The organism is Leucobacter sp. gxy201 (genome assembly GCF_051043335.1).
GTDB lineage: Bacteria > Actinomycetota > Actinomycetes > Actinomycetales > Microbacteriaceae > Leucobacter.
This window is the reverse complement of the sequence record NZ_JAMXWS010000001.1, coordinates 479,748-499,702: the sequence shown is the minus strand read 5'-3', so window position 1 is coordinate 499,702 and position 19,955 is coordinate 479,748. Positions and strand designations below refer to the sequence as shown.

15 protein-coding genes are annotated in these 19,955 nt (G+C 71.6%); 10 read left to right on the top strand and 5 right to left on the bottom strand.

What is annotated here, in order from left to right:
* Positions 1-100: 100 nt before the first annotated feature.
* Positions 101-1,063 carry a DUF4349 domain-containing protein gene (locus tag NHL51_RS02265; protein ID WP_434141528.1) on the top strand — a complete coding sequence of 321 codons (963 nt, stop codon included), beginning with the start codon at positions 101-103 and terminating at the stop codon, positions 1,061-1,063.
* Here the strand turns inward: NHL51_RS02265 and NHL51_RS02260 are convergent.
* Together NHL51_RS02260 and NHL51_RS02255 are read right to left on the bottom strand one after the other, a co-directional pair.
* Complete coding sequence (locus NHL51_RS02260) at positions 1,030-2,376, bottom strand: flavin monoamine oxidase family protein (protein WP_434141527.1); 1,347 nt, start codon at positions 2,374-2,376, stop codon at positions 1,030-1,032. The genes NHL51_RS02265 and NHL51_RS02260 overlap by 34 nt on opposite strands.
* A gap of 74 nt (positions 2,377-2,450) precedes the next feature.
* Positions 2,451-3,971: an APC family permease gene (locus NHL51_RS02255; protein WP_434141526.1), complete on the bottom strand. Its 1,521-nt coding sequence runs from the start codon at positions 3,969-3,971 to the stop codon at positions 2,451-2,453.
* On the opposite strand from NHL51_RS02255, the gene NHL51_RS02250 reads away from it, so the two are divergent.
* The 4 genes from NHL51_RS02250 (at position 3,924) to NHL51_RS02235 (ending at position 8,343) form a co-directional block, all read left to right on the top strand.
* Complete coding sequence (locus NHL51_RS02250; RefSeq protein WP_434141525.1) at positions 3,924-5,549, top strand: NAD-dependent succinate-semialdehyde dehydrogenase; 1,626 nt, start codon at positions 3,924-3,926, stop codon at positions 5,547-5,549. The two genes, NHL51_RS02255 and NHL51_RS02250, sit on opposite strands and share 48 nt — an antisense overlap.
* 205 nt (positions 5,550-5,754) lie before the next feature.
* Complete coding sequence (gene chrA / locus NHL51_RS02245) at positions 5,755-7,083, top strand: chromate efflux transporter (RefSeq protein WP_434141524.1); 1,329 nt, start codon at positions 5,755-5,757, stop codon at positions 7,081-7,083.
* Positions 7,084-7,264: 181 nt separating this feature from the next.
* On the top strand, positions 7,265-7,963 hold the full coding sequence (locus tag NHL51_RS02240) for a TetR/AcrR family transcriptional regulator (protein WP_434141523.1): 699 nt from the start codon (positions 7,265-7,267) through the stop codon (positions 7,961-7,963).
* On the top strand, positions 7,960-8,343 hold the full coding sequence (locus NHL51_RS02235; RefSeq protein WP_434141522.1) for a DoxX family protein: 384 nt from the start codon (positions 7,960-7,962) through the stop codon (positions 8,341-8,343). Before NHL51_RS02240 ends, NHL51_RS02235 begins: the two co-directional genes overlap by 4 nt.
* Before the next feature lie 155 nt (positions 8,344-8,498).
* On the opposite strand, the gene NHL51_RS02230 is transcribed toward NHL51_RS02235, so the two are convergent.
* Positions 8,499-10,790, bottom strand: a complete 2,292-nt coding sequence (locus NHL51_RS02230) for a DEAD/DEAH box helicase (protein WP_434141521.1) — start codon at positions 10,788-10,790, stop codon at positions 8,499-8,501.
* A 196-nt stretch (positions 10,791-10,986) separates the two neighbouring features.
* Here NHL51_RS02230 and NHL51_RS02225 point away from each other — a divergent pair, with 196 nt between their 5' ends.
* From NHL51_RS02225 to NHL51_RS02215, 3 genes are read left to right on the top strand one after another with little or no spacing between them, the layout of a single operon-like run.
* A complete protein-coding gene (locus NHL51_RS02225) occupies positions 10,987-12,714 on the top strand; it encodes a urocanate hydratase (protein WP_434141520.1) in 1,728 nt (575 codons plus the stop codon).
* A gap of 9 nt (positions 12,715-12,723) precedes the next feature.
* A complete protein-coding gene (gene hutI / locus NHL51_RS02220; protein ID WP_434141519.1) occupies positions 12,724-13,944 on the top strand; it encodes an imidazolonepropionase in 1,221 nt (406 codons plus the stop codon).
* A gap of 59 nt (positions 13,945-14,003) precedes the next feature.
* Positions 14,004-15,440, top strand: a complete 1,437-nt coding sequence (locus NHL51_RS02215) for an amino acid permease (RefSeq protein WP_434141517.1) — start codon at positions 14,004-14,006, stop codon at positions 15,438-15,440.
* 49 nt (positions 15,441-15,489) lie between these two features.
* On the opposite strand, the gene NHL51_RS02210 is transcribed toward NHL51_RS02215, so the two are convergent.
* Positions 15,490-16,305 carry an IclR family transcriptional regulator gene (locus tag NHL51_RS02210; RefSeq protein WP_434141515.1) on the bottom strand — a complete coding sequence of 272 codons (816 nt, stop codon included), beginning with the start codon at positions 16,303-16,305 and terminating at the stop codon, positions 15,490-15,492.
* Between the two features lie 41 nt (positions 16,306-16,346).
* On the opposite strand from NHL51_RS02210, the gene NHL51_RS02205 reads away from it, so the two are divergent.
* The gene (locus NHL51_RS02205) at positions 16,347-17,237 is read left to right on the top strand and encodes an SDR family oxidoreductase (protein ID WP_434141513.1); all 891 of its coding nucleotides are present in this window, start codon (positions 16,347-16,349) and stop codon (positions 17,235-17,237) included.
* Between the two features lie 6 nt (positions 17,238-17,243).
* Here the strand turns inward: NHL51_RS02205 and hutH are convergent, their stop codons facing one another.
* A complete protein-coding gene (hutH, locus tag NHL51_RS02200) occupies positions 17,244-18,821 on the bottom strand; it encodes a histidine ammonia-lyase (RefSeq protein WP_434141510.1) in 1,578 nt (525 codons plus the stop codon).
* 126 nt (positions 18,822-18,947) lie between these two features.
* Between hutH and NHL51_RS02195 the strand changes: the two genes are divergently transcribed.
* Positions 18,948-19,955, top strand: coding sequence for an arginase family protein (locus NHL51_RS02195; RefSeq protein WP_434141508.1), 1,008 nt, complete (start codon positions 18,948-18,950; stop codon positions 19,953-19,955).

Sequence of the window (19,955 nt, the reverse complement as noted above, 5' to 3'; positions counted from 1 at the left end):
GGCGGTGCGTTCGACAGGCATCGTAACGATCCGGTCGCGTCCAGGGTTTCGGCAGGCGCCTCCCCGTGCCGCTGAGCACGGCCACCCTATGGTGGGGTGCATGGCCTCCATTACGAGAACCCGTGCCCTGACCGCCCTGACCGCCGGCGGTCTGCTGCTCCTGCCGCTCGCAGCATGCTCCGGCGGCACCGGCGGCAGCGTCCCCGATCTCGCGGCCTCGAGCGACTTCGTCAGCTCGGACGCGGCTCGGTCCATGGAGGATTCGGCGCCGGGCGGTTCGGCGGAGACGCCGGGCGCCGAGAAGTCGATCATTCAGACCGGCGACATCAGGCTCTCGGTCAAAGACCCCACCGCCGCGGCAGACGAGGCCGCTCGGGTCGCCGCGAAGTTCGGCGGATCGGTCGAATCGATGTCGGTGTCGGGCACGGGCGACCGCTCCACCGCGAACCTCACGCTGCGCGTCCCGGCCGACGAGCTCGACGCTGCCTTCGCAGCGCTCGGCGAGATCGGCACCGTCGAATCCGAGAACCGGTCGGCCGTCGACGTCACGGCCGAGCACGCCGATCTCGACGCTCGCGTCGGCGCCCTCGAGACGTCGGTCGAGCGACTGCAGGGCCTCATGGCGAACGCCGCCTCGACGACCGAACTGCTCGAGGCCGAATCGATGCTGTCCCAGCGCCAGCAGGAGCTCGACGGGCTCAAGGCCCAGCTGCAGGCACTCGAGGGCCAGGTCGCCGAATCGACGATCACGGTGTCGCTCACGAGCCCGAGCACGCTGCCCGGCGGCGGCCCCGCGAACTTCTGGGAAGGCCTCCTCGCCGGCTTCTCGTCGCTCGGCGCCGCCGGCTCGGGCGCCCTCGTGCTGCTCGGCGTACTGCTGCCGTGGCTCGTCGTGGGCGGCATCATCGCGCTCGTCGTCGTGCTGATCGTACGCCGCGCCCGCCGACGCGGCCGCGCGCGGCGCGCGGCGCAGGCATCACCCGAGCAGGCGGCACCCGGCCGGGCTGCTCCGAGGCAGGCCGAGCCCGGTCAGCCGGCGAGCGGCTCGAGCAGCGACGCGTAGGCGAGCGGGCGGCCGGCGACGCGCTCGGCGGCACGATGCCCCGTGTGCATCGCGCCGGTGACCGTCGCCGAGTCGTCGCCCGAGGTCGCCTCGCCCGCGATGTGCAGCACGCCGCCGCCGAGGGGCGTCGCGAGCAGTTCGTGGTCGGCGCCGACCGCGTCGACGGTCATGTACGAGTACGAGCCGCGCGTGTAGGGGTCGTGCTGCCAGCGCGTGATGCGCGCGTGCACGGGCTCGACGACGGCATCGCCGTAGATGCCGCGCAGCCCCTCCATGACCGAGGCGACGATGCGCTCGTCGCTCCAGTCGCGGATGGTGCGGGCGCACTCCCCCGCGGCGAAGGTGAGCAGCGTGGGTTCCCCGCTCGGCCCGCTGAGGTCGTACCACGAGTGCCACCAGTCGCCCGCAGCGCCCTGCCGGCGCACGCCGTAGACGCCGTCGTCCCAGAACTTGCGCGGGAACCGCAGGAAGACCTTCTCGAAGGCGTTCATCTCGAAGCCCGCGAGCGCGCCCGCGACGGGCTGCGGCAGCTCGGGCTCGAAGGCCAGCGCTCCGCTCTTGAGCACGCCGACGGGCACGGTGACGATGACGCGGTCGGCCGCGAACTCGTCGCCCGAGGCGGCCACGACCGCTCCGGCCTCCGACCAAACGATGCGCGACACCTCGTGCTCGAGCCGCACGTCGAGGCCCGCGGCGAGGCGGGTCGCGAGCTCGTCGTAGCCGCGCGGGAAGACGACCTCGTCGCCGTCGATGACGTCGTCGTCGAGGCCGTGCGCCCCGAGAATCGTCGCATCGGCGCCGACCTGCTCCTCGCTGCGGTGCCGCAGGTACTCGCGCACGCGCGCGGCGCGTTCGGCCTCCCAGCCGCCCGCGCGCAGCTCGTCGAGCACCGCATCGACGACGTCGCCGTACGAGGCGCCGGGCTCCGCCGCGGCGATGATCGCCTCGAGGCGGGCATCGGTCTCATGGATATCCGCCGCGAAGGCCTCCGCCGCCTCGTCGGTCAGGCGCGCGCCGTCGGGCCGGTAGTACGCGAGCGGGCGCCCGTCGGGCTGGTAGCTGCCCATCGTGAACTCCGTCATCGGCAGACCGAAACCGGCCGCGACGTCGAAGAGGGGGCAGTCGTCGATGCCGTGGATCCACGACGCGCCCATGTCGGTGACGCGACCGCCCTCGCGCTCGGTGTGCACGCGGCCGCCCACGCGGTCGCGCGCCTCGAGCACGAGCACGCGCTGCCCGGCGCGCGCCAGGAGCCCGGCCGCGGTGAGCCCCGCGATGCCGGCTCCCACCACTATCGAATCGAAGTGTTCCATCGTCTCTCCGCTCTTCACTCGTCATGCCGCCGTTCGGGGCGGCTGCTCATCGCGCTCGGCGATCCCTGGCCGGCTCACTCGTCGGGAACGAGCACCGGCGTGTCGCGGTTCAGGCTCTCGCGGCGGAAGAACGGCTTCGAGTTCGGCCGCAGCCACCAGATGCCCATGAGCACGAAGCCGAGCAGGATCGCGCCGACGCCGATGACGAAGGCGCCGCCGATGCCGAGCAGCACCGTGTAGCTGTAGTCGACGCTGATCATATCGATCGCCGACTGCACGAAGGCGTAGCTCAGCATGAGGCCGCCGAGCGCGGGGAGGATGCCGCGCATCCACAGGTTGCGGGCGTTCTCGCGCAGCGTGTCCTTGAAATACCAGACGCAGGCGAAGGAGGTGATCGCGTAGTACAGCGCGACCGCGAGCCCCATCGAGGTGAGCGAATCGGCGAGCACGTCCTCCGAGATGATCGACATGCCGACGTAGTAGACGATGGCAGCGACGCCCATGAGCGTGGTCGAGAACCACGGGGTCTTGAAGCGGGGGTGCAGCTCGGCGAACTTCGCAGGCAGCGCGCGGTAGACCGCCATGGAGAGGGTGCCGCGCGCGGTCGGCAGAATCGTCGTCTGCGTCGACGAGGCCGCCGAGATCATCACGCCGAGGATGAGGAACCAGCCCCACGGCCCGAACAGCGCCCCGCTCAGCACCGAGAACACATCGTCGATGCTCTCGGGGTTCGTGAGCCCGAAGCCGGTGTCGCCGAAGCCCGAGAACATCATGACCGCGATCGAGGTGCCGACGTAGAGCACGATGAGCACGACGATGCTCGACAGCGCCGCGCGACCCGGAGTCTTACGCGGGTTCTTCGTCTCCTCGTTCAGCGCGAGGCAGGTGTCCCAGCCCCAGTAGATGAAGAGGGCGAGCAGCACGGCCTCGATGAACCCCGACCACGAGGTGAGCCCCGCCGGGTTGAACCACTGCCAGTCGAAGGCGATCGAGCCCTCGGAGGTGCCGTTCACGGCATGCCCGATCGCGAGCCCCGCGAACAGCACCATGGCGACGATCTGCACGGTCATGAGCACCATCTGCAGCCGCTCGCCCATCTGCACGCCGATCGTGCTGATGACGGTCATGATGGCCATGAACACGACCGAAGTGCTCACGACGATGACGCGATTGTCGGCGAACTCCTGGTTGCCGAGCAGCAGCCAGAAGTACTTGCCGGTGATCTCGCCGACGTTCGACAGCACCATGATGGCCGATACCGCCACGGCCCAGCCGCCGATCCAGCCCGTGACGGGGCCGAACGCTTTCGCGCCCCACACGAAGGTGGTGCCGCAGTCGGGCATATCGCGGTTCAGCTCCTGATAGGCGAAGGCCGCGAAGATCATGGGCACGCAGGCGACCACGAATACGAGCGGTGCCTGGGAGCCCACCGCGAGGATGACGTAGCCGAGCGTCGCCGCGAGCGAATAGAGCGGAGCAGTCGACGCGAGGCCGATGACGGTGGAGCCGACGACGCCGAGGGTGCCTGCGCTCAGGCCCTTGCCGACGTGGATGTGCCCTGTTTCAGTGGCGTTACTGAGGGTCTTCTTCGACATAGCGCCAATTGTGCAGCAATTCGCGCCGGGGCGAAAGCTGAGAAGAGTTTTCCATCGATTCGACTCATTCCGAAGCATACGGCACAAGATTCTTCGAAAACAGTTCTGCAGGGATCATCGATCCTCCGGGATCCTCATTTTCGACCGCGTAGCGCGCCTCGAGCAAATGTGCGAGACTTGCGGCACCCGAGCCCACCAGCATCCTTATGGAGGAGTGATCCGAACATGGGTACATTCGCAGTCATCGACCCCGCCACCGGGCAGACCGTCGCCGAATACCCCGACGCGACCGCGGCGGATATCGAGAACGCGCTGACGTCGGCGCAGAGCGCCTACCGCGATTGGTCACGGAAGACGACCGTCGCCGAGCGCGCGGCGCTCGCGAAGCGCGCGGCCGAACTCTTCGACGAGCGCAAGGACGAACTCGGCGCCATCATCAACCGCGAGATGGGCAAGCCGCTCGACCAGTCCGTCGGCGAGGCCGAGTTCTCGGGCGCGATCGCCGCGGCCTTCGCCGACAACGCCGAGGAGTGGCTCGCCGACGAGGTGCTCGAGGTCGAAGACGGCCTGAAGACCTTCTTCCGCTTCCAGGGCACCGGCGTGATCCTCGGCATCATGCCGTGGAACTACCCCTACTACCAGGTCGCCCGCTTCGCCGTGCCGAACCTCATCCTCGGCAACACGATCGTGCTGAAGCACGCGGCGCAGTGCCCCGAGTCGGCGCTCGCGCTCGAGCAGCTGTTCAAGGACGCCGGCTTCCCCGAGGGCGCCTACGTCAACGTGTTCGCGACCCACGAGCAGATCTCCGGCATCATCGCCGATGACCGCATCCAGGGCGTCTCGCTCACCGGCTCGGAGCGCGCCGGAGCGATCGTCGCCGAGCAGGCCGGCCGCGCGCTCAAGAAGTGCGTGCTCGAGCTCGGCGGCTCTGACGTCTTCCTCGTGCTCGACACCGCCGACCTCGACCATGCGGTCGCGCACGCCGTGGGCGGCCGCATGGAGAACTCGGGCCAGGCCTGCAACGGTTCGAAGCGCATCGTCGTCATCGACTCGCTCTTCGACGCCTTCCGCGAGAAGTTCGTCGCCGCTATCGGCGGCCAGAGCTACGGCAGCGACTTCGGCCCGCTCTCGTCGGCCGCCGCTACGAAGACGCTCACCGGCCAGGTGCGCGGCGCCATCGACCAGGGCGCCGAGGTGCTCGTCGGCAGCGCCGAGCCCGAGGGCAACGTCTTCACCCCGACCGTGCTCGCGAACATCACGCCCGCGATGGAGGCCTACAGCCAGGAACTCTTCGGCCCCGTCGCCCAGCTCTACCGCGTGTCGAGCGATGAGGAGGCCGTCGAACTCGCGAACTCGTCGCCCTACGGCCTCGGCTCGGTCATCATCTGCGACGACCTGGAGCGCGCCGAGCGCGTCGGCGATCAGCTCGAGGTGGGTATGGTCTTCATCGGCGCCGCGGGCCTCGAGGGCGCCGACGTGCCCTTCGGCGGCGTCAAGAAGTCGGGCTACGGCCGCGAGCTCGGCCGCGTCGGCATGCTCGAGTTCGCGAACAAGAAGCTGTTCCGCTTCGCGGGCTGATCTTCTCGCGCTGATGCGCTGACAATGGGTCGCAAATCGGGGTTCTCTGGTCGATTCCACCCCGATTTGCGACCCATTGTCGTCCCGGCACGGCGCCCGAGCCCGGTGACCCGCGCGGCGCCCGAGCCCGGTTGCGCGGCACCCGGCCCGGGCGCGAGGCCGCCTGCGCCACCGGGCGTTCACCCGGCCCCGGTATGCTCCCGGCATGCCCGAGCCCGCGACGCCCCCTGACGGCGCACCGTCTGCGCGGCATTCGGCGCGGGAGGTGCTCCGCGTCTTCCTGAAGCTCGGGGCGACCTCGTTCGGCGGCCCGATCGCGCACCTCGGCTACTTCCGCACCGAGTTCGTCGAGCGGCGCGCTTGGATGAGCGACGAGGAGTACGCCGATCTCGTCGCGCTCTGCCAGTTCCTGCCCGGGCCCGCATCGAGTCAGGTCGGGTTCGCGATCGGGCTGCGCCGGGCCGGGCTACTCGGCGCCCTCGCGGCGTTCGCGGCGTTCACTCTGCCGTCGGCGGCGCTCATGGTGGTGTTCGCGTTCGGCGCCGCCCGCATCGACGGCCCGATCGGCGCCGGCCTCATCTCGGGGCTGCAGATCGTCGCCGTCGCGGTCGTGGCGCAGGCCGTGATCGGCATGGCTCGCACGCTGGCCCCCGACCGGTCCCGCGCATCGATCGCGGTCTGCGCCGCGGTGCTGGTGCTGCTGCTGCCCGGGTCGCTCGGCCAGGTCGCGGCGATCGCGTTCGGCGGGGTCACCGGGCTCGCACTCGGCCGCAGGGGGCTTCCGGCCGAGGCGCCCGCGCGGCCGTCGGGGCCGGTGCGTCCGGCCGCACCGCGCAGGGCGACGGGCATCGTCTGCCTGGTGCTCTTCGCATGCCTGCTGGCTCTGCTCCCGGTCGTCGTGCACGCGACCGGCGGGGCGCGTTCCGACGCCGCCGGCGGCCTCGCACTGTTCGATGCCTTCGCCACTGCTGGCGCACTGGTGTTCGGCGGCGGCCACGTCGTGCTGCCGCTCCTCGAGGCCTCGGTCGTCGCACCCGGCTGGGTGCCGGCCGCCGACTTCATCGCCGGATACGGCGCCGCGCAGGCGATGCCCGGCCCGTTGTTCTCGTTCGCTGCATTTCTGGGCGCGGACTCGACGGTCGGCCCGGGAGGCCACTCCGGTGCCGCGATCGCGCTCACCGCGATCTTCCTGCCCGGGCTCCTGCTGCTCATCGGGGTGCTACCGTTCTGGGAGGCGCTGCGCGAGCGACATGCGGTGCGGGGGTTCATGCGCGGGGCGAATGCCGCTGTGGTGGGCGTGCTCGCCGCGGCGCTCTACTCTCCGGTGTTCACGACCGCCGTGCTGGGCTCAACGGACCACGGCGGCGCGGCCGGCCCGACAGGCCCGGCAGGCATCGGAGGGAGCACCGGCGCTTTCGCGCTCGCCCTCGTCTGCTTCGCGCTGCTCGTCGTCTGGAAGCTGCCGCCCTGGGTCGCAGTGCTCGCCGGTGCCGCGGGCGGCGTGCTGCTCGCCGCCCTGCGGGGCTTCTGCTAGGCCGGTCGGCGTCGCGCAGCCCGTCGGTCCGCCGAACCCGCCGAACCCCTCGACGTCGGTAGCCCCGCCGCGCCGCGCCCCGAACCGCTCACATGATATGCTGAACGCGTTCATTGAACACGTTCAGCGAACTGACTGCGCTGTTCCGGGCGCGGCAGGGACCGGACGAAAGGGGTCGCCCATGATCACCACTCGCGAGCAGCACAGACTCGCCACCCGGCGGCGCGTCATCGCGGCGGCGCGGCAGCGCTTCGTCGAGCGAGGCTACGCCGCGACCACGGTGCGCGGCATCGCCGAAGCGGCAGGGGTCAGCACTGGTACCGTCATGGCGGTGGGCGACAAGAACGCGCTGCTCATCGAGGTCTTCGACGCGCAGATCGCGGCGCTGCACGCGGGATCATGGTACGAGGGCGCGGCTCCGACGACGACCGACGCAGCGGCGGCAGACCGCAGCACTGCAACCGAGCGCAGCGCCGCGACCGGGACCTGCGTCGACCGACTCGCGGCCCTCGCACGACCGTTCGTCGAGCTCTTCGCCGTGCATGCCGACCTCGCACGGCGCTACGCGGCGATCCTCGTATCGGGCACGCACCGCTCGACGCTCTTCACCGAGCTCGCCGACCGGCTGCGGCAGGATTTCGCCGCGGCCATCGCGTCGCCGCGCGGCTGCGCCGCGAGCGCGGACGCACCGTCTCGAGCAGCGTCCCTGTACTACGCCTACGTCGGGGTGCTCTTCAGTGCCTCGGCGACCGGAGCCGTCGATGTCCGTGAGATCGAGCAGGAGCTGCGGCGCGCGTTCGCCGCCTGTTGCCGGTGCTCGGGCGCTGGGCGCGACGGCGGCGCTCGAGGTGCGACTGCAAGCGCGGTGGAGGCACGATGACGCCGACCGTGCTCACGCTGCCGCCGCTGCCCGCGATCTGGTGGTTGCCGGTCGCACTCGCGATCGCGCTGCTCGCCGATGCGGCGATGTCGGTGCGGCCTCCCCGCTTCATCCGCGACTGCCTCGACGGCGTGCGCTTCCCGCGCGGCTGGTGGTGGGCGCTCATCGTCATCAAGGCCCTGGCGGCGGCCGGGCTGATCGTCGGCATCTGGCTTCCGGGCGTCGCCTTCGCCGCGAACGTCGGCGTGATCGTCTACTTCGTGTGCGCCGCGGTCGCGCACATCCGCGCCCGCTTCTTCGGCCAGGCGTTCTGGGTCAACTGCCTCGGCATGCTCGCGCTCTCGGTCGCGGTGCTGCTCGGGTCGGTGCTCCCCGCCTGAACGCGCGAAGCGCCTGGGCGCACGATTCCTCGTGCGCCCAGGCGCTCACGGCGAACAAAGGGTCGCGATCTGGGGTCCGGTGGCCGCACCGACCCCAGATCGCGACCCTTTGTCAGGCGCTGCGGCGGATCTTCGCTCGATCCGCCCGCGAGAACCTACCAGCGGGGCTTGCGCTTGCCATCAGCGCGACCGGAGCCCGAATCGCGCCCGCGATCCTCCCAGCCGCGGCCGCCGCGATCGCCGCCCCGATCGTTCCGGTCGTAGCCGCCGCGTCCCCCGCGGTCGTACCCGCCGCGGTCGCCACGGTCGTTCCGGTCGTAGCCGCCACGGTCGTTCCGGTCGTACCCGCCGCGCCCGCCGCGGTCGTACCCGCCACGGTCCCCGCGATCGTTCCGGTCGCCTCGACCCCCGCGGTCGTAGCCGCCACGGTTCCCGCGGTCATACCCGCCACGGTCACCGCGGTCGCCCCCGCGGTAGCCGCCGCGATCATCGCGATCGCGGCCGCCGCGGCGATCCTCCCAGCCCTTGCCGCGCGGAGCGGGGCCGTTGTCCTCGCTGATCTCGATCGGCTTGCCCTTGATCCGGGTATCGGAGAGCGCCGCGAGCGTCTCGGCCGACAGGTTCGCGGGCAGTTCGACGAGCGAGAAGTCGTCGCGCACCTGGATGCGGCCGAAGTCGCCGCGGCTGAGGTTGCCCTCGTTCGCGATGGCGCCGACGATCTGGCCCGGGTTCACGTTGTGGCGGCGGCCGACCTCGATGCGGAACATCTTCAGGTCGTCGCGGCGCTCGCGGGGGCCGCGATCCTCGCGCGGGCGATCCCTGTCGGAGCGGTCTCGGCCGCCCTGGGCCTCTTCGAGGAACTTCGCGGCCTGCTTGCGGTCGCGCTCGAACTTGCGGTCGTCGTCCTCGGACAGCAGCAGCGGCGTGTCGCCCTGCGCGACGACGGCGAGCGCCGCGGCCACGTCGGCCTCGGGCACGTCGTGGTGGCGCACGTAGTGGTCGATGATGTCGCGGAAGCGGTCGACGCGCGCGGTCTCGGCGAGCGCGGCGGTGATGGCGTCGTCGAAGCGCGACAGGCGTGTCGCGTTGACCTCGTCGACCATGGGCAGCGGCATCTGGGTGAGCGGCTGCTTCGTGGCCTTCTCGATCGCCTTCAGCAGGCGGCGCTCGCGGGGCGTGACGAAGCTGATCGCGTCGCCCGAGCGGCCGGCGCGGCCGGTGCGGCCGATGCGGTGCACGTACGACTCGGTGTCGATCGGCAGGTCGTAGTTGACGACGTGGCTGATGCGCTCGACGTCGAGGCCGCGCGCTGCCACGTCGGTCGCGACGAGGATGTCGAGCTTGCCGTCCTTCAGCGCCTGCACGGTGCGCTCGCGCTGCGCCTGCTGGATGTCGCCGTTGATCGCGGCGGCCGAATAGCCGCGGGCGCGCAGCTTCTCGGCGACCTGCTCGGAGTCGCCGCGGGTGCGCGTGAAGACGATGAGGCCGTCGAAGTCCTCGACCTCGAGAATGCGGGTGAGGCCGTCGAGCTTCTGCGTGTACGACAGCACCACGTAGCGCTGGGTGATGTTCGACGAGGTCTGCGTCTTGCCGGCGATCTTGATCTCGCGCGGGTCGTTCAGGTGCTGCTGCGAGATGCGGCGGATCTGCGCCGGCATCGTCGCGGAGAACAGAGCGACCTGCTTCTCGGCGGGGGTGTCGGCGAGGATGGTCTCGACATCCTCCGCGAAGCCCATCTTCAGCATCTCGTCGGCCTCGTCGAGCACCAGGTACTTGATCTGGCTGAGGTCGAGCGAGCCGCGGTTCAGGTGGTCCATGATGCGACCGGGGGTGCCGACGACGATATCGACGCCGCGGCGCAGCGCCGAGAGCTGCTGACCGTAGGCCTGGCCGCCGTAGACGGGCAGCAGGTGCACGCTCGGCAGGTGCGCGGCGTAGCTCTCGAAGGCCTCGCAGACCTGCAGCGCGAGCTCGCGGGTCGGCGCGAGCACAAGGGCCTGGGGCACGCCGGCGCCGGGCTCGATGCGCGACAGGATCGGCAGCGCGAACGCGGCGGTCTTGCCGGTGCCGGTCTGTGCGAGGCCGACGACGTCGCGCCCCTCGAGCAGCACGGGGATGGTCGCCTCCTGGATCGCCGACGGGTGCTCGTACCCGACGTCGGTGATGGCGCGCAGCACCTTCGGGGCGAGGCCGAGGTCGGCGAAGGTCGCGCGCTCCTTCTCGGCGGGAGCGGCGGGAGCGGCGGGAGCGGCGGCCTCGGGGGCCTCGGGGGCCGCAGCGGGGTCGGCGGCCCCGGTGGCGGTGTCGTGCGACGCGGCGTCGGTGGCGGCGGCCTCTTCGGTCACCTCTGCTTCTGCGGGCGCGGGGGTCTCGGCGGGTGCGGCGGCGTCCTCGACGACCGAATTGTGTTCGGCGTCGGGCTGGTCCAGGTTCTCGGAAGAGGGCATCGTACCATCTTACACCGCTTTACCGCCCCCACGACCGGCTCACCCCGATTGTTCACTGGCCCCGCGCCCGCGGTCCGGGATTCCGGACAATGACCGGCCGAACTTCGTTGTCCGCTCCCCCGACCCGCGATGAGATGGTCGAAGCAGCATCCGCCGCCCGCTCGAGTTTCGAGCGGCACCGACCGAAAGGCACCCGATGTCACTCCCCGGCGCCCGCCCCGTCCGCGCCCCGCGCGGCACCGAGATCTCCGCGAAGAGCTGGCAGACCGAAGCCCCGCTGCGCATGCTCATGAACAACCTCGACCCCGAGGTCGCCGAGCGCCCCGACGACCTCGTCGTCTACGGCGGCACCGGCCGCGCCGCGCGCTCGTGGCAGGCGTTCGACGCGATCGTCGACACGCTGCGCGACCTCGAAGACGACGAGACGCTGCTCGTGCAGTCGGGCAAGCCGGTCGGCGTCTTCCGCACGAACGTGTGGGCGCCTCGCGTGCTCATCGCCAATTCGAACCTCGTGGGCGACTGGGCGACGTGGCCCGAGTTCCGCAGGCTCGAGGCCGAGGGGCTCATGATGTACGGCCAGATGACGGCCGGTTCGTGGATCTACATCGGCACCCAGGGCATTCTCCAGGGCACCTACGAGACCTTCGCTGCCGCCGGCCGCAAGCTCATCGGTCAGGGCCGCATCGCGGCGGTCGAGGGCAAGGGATCGCTCGCCGGCACGCTCACCCTCACCGGCGGCTGCGGCGGCATGGGCGGCGCCCAGCCGCTCGCCGTGACCCTCAACGACGGCGCCTGCCTCATCGTCGACGTCGACCGCACGCGCCTCGAGCGCCGCGCCGGCAAGCGCTACCTCGACGAGGTCGTCGACGACCTCGATGCCGCGCTCGCCCGGGTGCGGCAGGCGAAGGACGAGCAGCGGGGCTGGTCGGTCGGGCTCGTCGGCAACGCCGCCGAGGTGTTCCCCGAGATCCTGCGCCGCCACCGCGCCGGCGAGATCGCGATCGACCTCGTGACCGACCAGACCTCGGCGCACGACCCGCTGTCGTACCTGCCGATCGGCTATTCGGTCGATGAGCACCTCGCCCGCGCCGAGGCCGACCCCGAGCAGTTCACGAAGGATGCGCAGGCGTCGATGGCCGCGCATGTGAAGGCCATGGTCGAGTTCCAGGACGCGGGCGCCGAGGTGTTCGACTACGGCAACTCGATCCGCGACGAGGCCCGCACGGGCGGCTACGACCGCGCCTTCGCATTCCCAGGCTTCGTGCCGGCCTACATCCGCCCGCTCTTCTGCGAGGGGCTCGGCCCGTTCCGCTGGGCCGCGCTCTCGGGCGACCCCGAAGACATCCGCGTCACCGACGAGGCGCTCAAGGAGCTGTTCCCCGAGAACGTCCACCTGCACAAATGGCTCGATGCGGCCGAGGAGCGCGTCGAGTACGAGGGCCTGCCCGCGCGCATCTGCTGGCTCGGCTACGGCGAACGGCACCGGGCCGGCCTGCTCTTCAACCGGCTGGTCGCCGAGGGCAAGGTCTCCGCGCCGATCGTGATCGGCCGCGACCACCTCGATTCGGGCTCCGTCGCGTCGCCCTACCGCGAGACCGAGGCCATGGCCGACGGTTCCGACGCGATCGCGGACTGGCCGCTGCTCAACGCGCTCACCGCGACCTCGTCGGGGGCGACCTGGGTGTCGCTGCATCACGGCGGCGGCGTCGGCATCGGCCGCTCGATCCATGCCGGCCAGGTCTCCGTGGCCGACGGCACCGAGCTCGCCGCGCAGAAGCTCGAGCGCCTGCTCACCAACGACCCCGGCATGGGCGTCATCCGCCACGTCGACGCGGGCTACGAACGCGCCGCCGAGGTCGCGAGCGAGCGGAACGTGCGCGTTCCCCTCGAGCCGACCATCCGCAACACCGAGCGCGCCTGGTAGGTTCCCGGCATGGCAACGCTTCTCATCGACGGCATCGGCGAGTTGACCACGAACGACGAGGCGCTCGACGCAGGGATCGGCGGCCGCATCGCCGATGCCGCCGTCGTGGTCGAGGACGGTCGCGTCGCGTGGGCGGGCCCGGCGGCGCAGGCACCCGCGGCGGATGAGCGCTTCGACGCCGCGGGGCGCGCGCTGCTGCCGGGGTGGGTCGATTCGCACACCCACATGGTGTTCGCCGGAGACCGCACGGCCGAGTTCGAGGCGCGCATTGCGGGCGAGTCGTATGCGGCGGGCGGCATCAACGTCACCGTGAACGCGACGCGCGCTGCGAGCGACCACGAACTCGACGCGAACCTCGCTCGGCTCGTCGACGAGGCCCGGCGCGGCGGCACGACCACGATGGAGACGAAGACGGGGTACGGCCTCGACGTCGAGCACGAGCTGCGCAGCGCGCGCATCGCCGCGGGCCGAGTCGACGCCGTCACATTCCTCGGCGCGCATCTCGTGCCCGCCGGGGCCGACGCCGACGCGTACCTCGACCTGGTCTGCGGCCCCATGCTCGACGCGGTCGCGCCGCACGTGAGCGCGGTCGACGTGTTCTGCGAGACGGGCGCCTTCGACGGCGCCGCCTCGACTCGGGTGCTCGAGGCCGCCGCCGCGAAGGGACTCGCCACCCGCGTGCACGGCAATCAGCTCGGGCACGGGCCGGGCGCCCGGCTGGCGGTCGAGCACGGGTCGCTGAGCGTCGACCACGTCGGCTTCCTCGACGACGCCGACATCGAGGCGCTGGCCGCGTCGTGGGCGGGCGGTGCGCGCGGCACCGTGGCAACCGTGTTGCCGGCCTGCGACCTCTCGACCCGCATGCCGCTCGCGCCGGCCCGCCGCCTCACCGACGCGGGCGCCATCGTGGCGATCGCCTCGAACTGCAACCCCGGCACGTCGTACACGAGCTCGATGGGCTTCTGCGTCGCGACCGCCGTGCTGCAGATGGGGCTCAGCGTGCAAGAAGCGGTACGGGCCGCTACGCTCGGAGGGGCCATCGCCCTCGGCATGCACGAGGACGGCTGGCGAGACCCGCACGGCGCCCCGCAGCCGGCGGTCGGTGCGATCCGCCCCGGCGCGCGTGCCGACCTGCAGCTGTTGCAGGCCCCGTCGGCCACCCACCTCGCCTACCGCCCCGGCGTGCCGCTCACCGCGGCGGTCTGGCGCGCGGGCGAACGGGTCGCCTGAGCGCGGCGCACCATCTCGCCTCACCCCGGGCGGCGCGCCGCACCGAGCAAGGAGAGCACATGGAGTCGTCGCAGCGCACCGGGACTGGGCTCAAGCGCGGGCTGAACGCTCGGCACATCCGCTTCATGGCCCTCGGATCCGCGATCGGCACCGGCCTCTTCATGGGCTCGTCGAGCGCCATCCAGAGCGCCGGCCCCGCCGTGCTGCTCGCCTACATCATCGGCGGTGCCGCGGTCTTCATGGTCATGCGCGCACTCGGCGAGATGGTCGTGCGCCACCCCGTCTCGGGCTCGTTCGGGCAGTACGCATCGCGCTACATCCATCCCTTCGCCGGCTTCCTCGTCGGGTGGAGCTTCGCCTTCGAGATGTTTCTCGTCGCGGTCTTCGATGCGACTGCGATCGGCGTCTACATGCGGTTCTGGTACCCGGAGGTCTCGCAGTGGGTGTGGGTGCTCGCGGTCGTGTTCTTCATCGCCGCCATCAACATGATCGGCGTGAAGGTGTTCGGCGAGCTCGAGTTCTGGTTCGCGCTCATCAAGATCTCGGCGATCGTCGTGCTGATCGCCGCGGGCGCCGCCGTCATCGTCTTCGGCTTCGGCGTCGCGGGCCACGACCAGATGGGCCCGCAGAATCTCGTCGCGCACGGCGGCTTCATGCCGAACGGGCTGACCGGGCTGCTCGCCTCGTTCACCATCGTGATGTTCGCCTTCGGCGGCATCGAGATCATCGGCGTCACGGCCGGCGAGGCGCAGAACCCGAAGCAGGTCATCCCGAAGGCGATCAACTCGGTGCCGCTGCGCATCCTGCTCTTCTACGTGCTCGCTCTCGGCGTCATCATGTGCATCCAGCCGTGGGTCGACATCACCGGCGAGACGAGCCCCTTCGTCTCGCTCTTCGAGTCGATGGGCTTCCAGGCCGCGGCCGCCGTGTTCAACGTGGTGCTCATCACCGCCGCGCTCTCGGCGATGAACGCCGACATCTTTGGCGCGGGGCGCATGCTGCACGGCCTCGCCGAGCAGAGTCAAGCGCCGCGAGCGTTCATGCGCACGACCCGGGGCGGCGTGCCGATCATGACCGTCGCCACGATGGTCGTCGGCCTGCTCGTCGGCGTCGTCCTCAACTACCTCTACCCCGACCAGGCGCTGTTCCTCTTCGGCGCCCTCGCGACCTTCGCGACCGTGCTCGTGTGGCTCGTGATCCTCATCGCGCACATCCGCATGAAGCGCGAGATCGCCGCCGAGCGCCGCACATCGAGCGAGTTCCCCGTACCGCTGTGGCCGGTCGCCTCGTGGCTGACCGTCGGGTTCATCGGCTTCGTCATCGTGATGGTCGGCATCGTGCCCGACTCGCGGCCCGCGCTCTGGGTCGGCCTCATCTGGGTCGGTCTCCTCGCGATCTGCTATTTCGCGTTCGTGCGGGGCGACGGGCGAAAGCCCCACCCGCTCGTGGACGAGACGGCGGCGCGCACCGACGATCCCGCCGCCGCGCAGCGCTGAGCCCGCGATGCCGAGCCCGCGATGCTGAGCTCGCACTGCCGAGCCCGTGCTACCCCGCCGCCCCGGAGCTCCCGGCCGTGCTGCGGCCGTGGATGCGCTGCGACAGCGTCGTCGCCGTTCGGCGCACCTCGGCGACGAGGGCTGCGAGCCCGGCCTCGTCGACCTCGCCTTCGCGGAAGGTGAGCGCGACCGCCGCGACGGGCCAGTGTCGGTGGTCGAGCACGGGCAGCGCGACCGAGGCGAAGCCCGGCGTCACCGAACCGCGTTCGAGCGCATAGCCCCGCGTCGTCGTGTCGTCGAGCACCGTGCGCAACCGCGAGTAGCGGTCGATCTCGACGTCGCCCGGCCGGAGCGCGGTGTCGTGCCGGTGCACGAACGCGGCGCTGTCGGGGAAGAGCGCGCGCACCTGGGCGCGCGGCAGGGCGGCGAGAATGGAGCGGCCGCTCGCCGCGAGCTGCATCGGCAGGCGCACTCCGACATCGGTGATGAGGGCAGGGGCGCCCTGCGCGCGCTCCTCGACGACGTAGAGAACGTCGCGCCCGTGGGGCACCGCGAAGTGCCCGCTGAAGCCGAAGCGGTCGACGAGCGAGGCGATGAGCGGGCGGGCGATGCGGGCGAGCGGCTCCTGCCGCTCGTAGGCCGAGCTCAGTTCGACCGCGGCGATGCCGAGCCCGTACCGCTGCTCCTCGGGCAGGTGCATGACGAAGCCGTGCTCCTGCAGCGTCGCCAGCAGATGGTAGACGGTCGATCGCGGCAGCTCGAGCTGCGTCGCGATCATGCTCGCCGCCAGCGGCCCGCGCGAGGCTGCGAGCAGGCTCAGGATGCGCAGCGTCTGGTCGGCCGCGGGCACCTTCGGCTGGGTCATCCATCGATCCTACTGCGGGCTTCGGCGGCTATTGTCGGGATATGGCTGAACCTCGCATCGCAATCACCGGCGGCACTGGATTCGTCGGACGCAACCTCGCGGAACGGTTCGAGGGTCCCGTGATCGTCTCCCGCAGAACCGGCGTCCCGGTCGACGACGTCGAGGCGCTCGCCCGCGTGTTCGCGGGGTGCGACGCCGTCGCCCACTGCGCCGGCATCAACCGCGAGATCGGCGACCAGACGTACGAGCGCGTGCATGTTCGCGGCACCGCCGCCGTCATCGAGGCGGCGAAGCGGGCCGGTGTGAAGAAGATCGTGATGCTGAGCTTCCTCCGCGCCAGGCCCGGAAGCGGGTCGCCCTATCACGAGTCGAAGTGGGAGGCCGAGGAGATGATCCGCGCCTCGGGGGTCGACTATACGATCCTCAAAGCGGGCATGATCTACGGGCTCGGCGACCACTTGATCGATCACACTACGCGGACCGTCAGAACTCTGCCGCTGTTCGCCACCGTCGGGCTCAAGGAGAAGACCGTGCGCCCCGTACCCGTCGAAGAGCTTGTCGACGTGATGGAGGCGGCGCTCCGCGGGCGGCTCGAGCGCAAGACCGTCGAGGTCGTCGGCGCCGAGGAGCTGAAGCTGAGCCGCGTGGTGCGCCGGGTGGCCGATGTGCAGGGCCGGCCGATCGGGATCCTGCCGGCACCGGTCTGGGCGCTCACCGCGCTCGGGCAGCTCACCGAATGGACCATGCAGGTGCCGCTCGTCGCGAAGGCGCAGGTGCGCATGCTCGCGGAGGGCGTCTCGCATGCTGCGCCATACGCCGAGAAGCTGCCCGAGGATCTGCTCCCCAGGAAGATGCTCACCCGGGAGCAGATCCTCGCGGCGACACCCGAAGCGGGCCGGTTCGGCTTCAGCGACCTGCGCTGGGCGAAGTAGCCCGGCTCAGTCCAACCGCGAGCCGAGCGCGCCCTCGACGGCCTCGAGCGCCCGCCCGGTCACGACGAACTCGTGCGCGGCCGCGATCGTGGGCGACAGGAACGAGTCGGTGTCGGGCGTCGGGATGGCGGTGCGGAAGAGCGCGTGCACGGCCGCGGTCGCCGCACCGGGGACGCCCGCGGCGGCGTCGAGCGCGCGGAAGTCGAGCGCGCGGGTCGAGGCGAGCAGTTCGATCGCGATCACGCGGCCGAGGCCATCGATGGCGCGACGCAGCTTGCGGCCGGCGTGCCACCCCATCGACACGTGGTCCTCCTGCATCGCCGACGACGGGATGGAGTCGACCGAGGCGGGGGCCGCGAGGCGCTTCAGCTCGGAGACGATGCCGGCCGACGTGTACTGCGCGATCATGAGACCCGAGTCGAGGCCGGGGTCGGCTGCGAGGAAGGGCGGCAGGCCGTGATTGCGCGCGGTGTCGAGGAAGCGGTCGGTGCGGCGCTCGCTGATCGAGGCGACGTCGGCGACGGCGATCGCGAGGAAGTCGAGCACGTAGGCGACGGGGGCGCCGTGGAAGTTGCCGTTCGATTCGACGCGCCCGTCGGGCAGCACGACGGGGTTGTCGATGGCCGAGCGCAGCTCGATGGCGGCCACGCGGGCGGCATGGTCGACGGTGTCGCGGGCGGCGCCGTGCACCTGGGGGGCGCAGCGCAGCGAGTACGCGTCCTGCACCCGCGTGAACTCCCCCTCGGCGGGGCGCTGGCAGAGGGTCGAGGCTTCGAGCACGCGCAGCATGTTGGCGGCGGCCGCGCCCTGGCCCGGGTGGGGGCGCAGGGCGTGCAGATCGGCGGCGAACACGGCGTCGGTGCCGGTGAGGCCCTCGACGCTCGCGGCGGCGGCGATGTCGGCGGTCTTGAGCAGCAGGGCGAGGTCGTGCAGGGCGAGGCAGAGCGTGCCGAGCATGCCGTCGGTGCCGTTGATGAGGGCGAGCCCCTCCTTCTCGGCGAGCACGAGCGGTTCGATACCGGCGGCGGCGAGCGCTTCGGCCGCGGAGATCGGCGCGTCGTGCGGGTCGAGGCTCACGCGCACGTCGCCCTCGGCCATGAGCGTGAGTGCGCAGTGCGCGAGGGGGCTGAGGTCGCCCGAGCAGCCGAGCGAGCCGTACTCGTGCACGACCGGGGTGATGCCGGCGTTGAGGATGGCGGCGTAGGTCTCGACGACGACCGGGCGCACGCCGGTGCGGCCCGAGGCGAGTGTGTCGAGGCGCAGCAGCATGAGGGCGCGCACGACCTCGCGCTCGACTTCGGGCCCGGTGCCGGCGGCGTGCGAGCGGATGAGGCTGCGCTGCAGCTGCTGCCGCTTCTCGACAGGGATCTGCACTTTCGCGAGCGCGCCGAAGCCTGTGGAGACGCCGTAGTGGGGCCGGGTGTCGTTCGCGAGCTCCTCGATCACGCGGCGGCTCTCGGCGACGCGGGCGAGGCCGGCCTCCGAGACCTCGATGCGCGCGTCGTGGCGGGCGACCGAGACGACGTCGGCGACGGTGAGGGGCGACGAACCGATGACGACGACCGGTGCTGGGCGAGTGTTCATAACTTCGATGGAACCGCACGCGCGGGTGCCGCAGGGGTGCACGGCGCCCGATCGTGTCCGGGATTCCAGACGGCGCCGCGGATCCCTCTCGCGGCCGCGCCGGGGCCCGCTGCTAGCGTCGCAGGCATGAGCCCCGACGCCCCGACCCAGCGCCCCCTGCCGCACGACCCTTCCTGGCCCCGCACCGGCGGATGGCCCGCCCCCGGCGGCGACCCGGTCGACCTCGCGCTCATCGGCATCCCGACGTCGCAGACCTCCCTCTCTCCCTCGAATGCGCACGTGACGCCCGCCGCCGTGCGCGCCGCCCTGCGCCGCTACTCGGGCCATGTCGTCGCCCCGGGCGACGCGGAGTCGCGGGGCGACGAGGCCGAGACCGTCATCGACGAGGCGCTGCGCATCGTCGACGTGGGCGACGTCGCCGACGCCGATTCCGTCGACGGCGAGCGCGCCGCGACCGCACGGGTCGCCGAGCTCGCGCGGCAGGCGCAGCTCGTCGTCGCGCTCGGCGGCGACAACGCGCTCACGGTGCCGGCGGCGCTCGGCGTCGCGGGCGACGAGCTCGGCACGGCCGGCCTCATCACGCTCGACGCCCATCACGACCTGCGCGACGGCCGCACCAACGGCGCGCCCGTGCGCCGCCTGATCGAGGCGGGCCTCGACCCGCGGCGCATCGTGCAGATCGGCATCGCCGACTTCGCCAACTCCCACGAGTACCGTCGGCGCGCGAAGGAGCTCGGTATCACCGTGATCCACCGCGACGAGCTGCACGACCGCCCGCTCGGCGAGATCGTGGCCGAGGCCCTCGGGGTCGCGGGGGCCTCGGGCGGCCCGATCCACGTCGACCTCGATGTCGACGTCTGCGACCGCTCGGTCGCGCCAGCCTGCCCCGCTTCCATCCCGGGCGGCATCCAGGCGCACGAGCTGCGCCGCATCACGCGGCTGCTCGCGGCCGACCTCCGGGTGCGCGGCATCGATATCGCCGAGGTCGACGCGACGGCCGACGCCGCCGACCAGCGCACCGTGCGCCTCGCCGCGATGTGCGTGCTCGAGGCCGCCGCGGGCCTCGCCGGCAGACTCGACCGCTCGGAGTCTCCGCAGGTCTCGCCGGGCCTCGCGCCGCACCTGCTACCGTGA

Excerpts from the sequence above, each read along its gene's own strand:
- NHL51_RS02265 (WP_434141528.1), top strand. The coding sequence starts at position 101 with ATGGCCTCCATTACGAGAACCCGTGCCCTGACCGCCCTGACCGCCGGC.
- NHL51_RS02260 (WP_434141527.1), bottom strand. The coding sequence starts at position 2,376 with ATGGAACACTTCGATTCGATAGTGGTGGGAGCCGGCATCGCGGGGCTC.
- NHL51_RS02255 (WP_434141526.1), bottom strand. The coding sequence starts at position 3,971 with ATGTCGAAGAAGACCCTCAGTAACGCCACTGAAACAGGGCACATCCAC.
- chrA (WP_434141524.1), top strand. The coding sequence starts at position 5,755 with ATGCCCGAGCCCGCGACGCCCCCTGACGGCGCACCGTCTGCGCGGCAT.
- NHL51_RS02240 (WP_434141523.1), top strand. The coding sequence starts at position 7,265 with ATGATCACCACTCGCGAGCAGCACAGACTCGCCACCCGGCGGCGCGTC.
- NHL51_RS02235 (WP_434141522.1), top strand. The coding sequence starts at position 7,960 with ATGACGCCGACCGTGCTCACGCTGCCGCCGCTGCCCGCGATCTGGTGG.
- NHL51_RS02230 (WP_434141521.1), bottom strand. The coding sequence starts at position 10,790 with ATGCCCTCTTCCGAGAACCTGGACCAGCCCGACGCCGAACACAATTCG.
- NHL51_RS02225 (WP_434141520.1), top strand. The coding sequence starts at position 10,987 with ATGTCACTCCCCGGCGCCCGCCCCGTCCGCGCCCCGCGCGGCACCGAG.
- hutI (WP_434141519.1), top strand. The coding sequence starts at position 12,724 with ATGGCAACGCTTCTCATCGACGGCATCGGCGAGTTGACCACGAACGAC.
- NHL51_RS02215 (WP_434141517.1), top strand. The coding sequence starts at position 14,004 with ATGGAGTCGTCGCAGCGCACCGGGACTGGGCTCAAGCGCGGGCTGAAC.
- NHL51_RS02210 (WP_434141515.1), bottom strand. The coding sequence starts at position 16,305 with ATGACCCAGCCGAAGGTGCCCGCGGCCGACCAGACGCTGCGCATCCTG.
- NHL51_RS02205 (WP_434141513.1), top strand. The coding sequence starts at position 16,347 with ATGGCTGAACCTCGCATCGCAATCACCGGCGGCACTGGATTCGTCGGA.
- hutH (WP_434141510.1), bottom strand. The coding sequence starts at position 18,821 with ATGAACACTCGCCCAGCACCGGTCGTCGTCATCGGTTCGTCGCCCCTC.
- NHL51_RS02195 (WP_434141508.1), top strand. The coding sequence starts at position 18,948 with ATGAGCCCCGACGCCCCGACCCAGCGCCCCCTGCCGCACGACCCTTCC.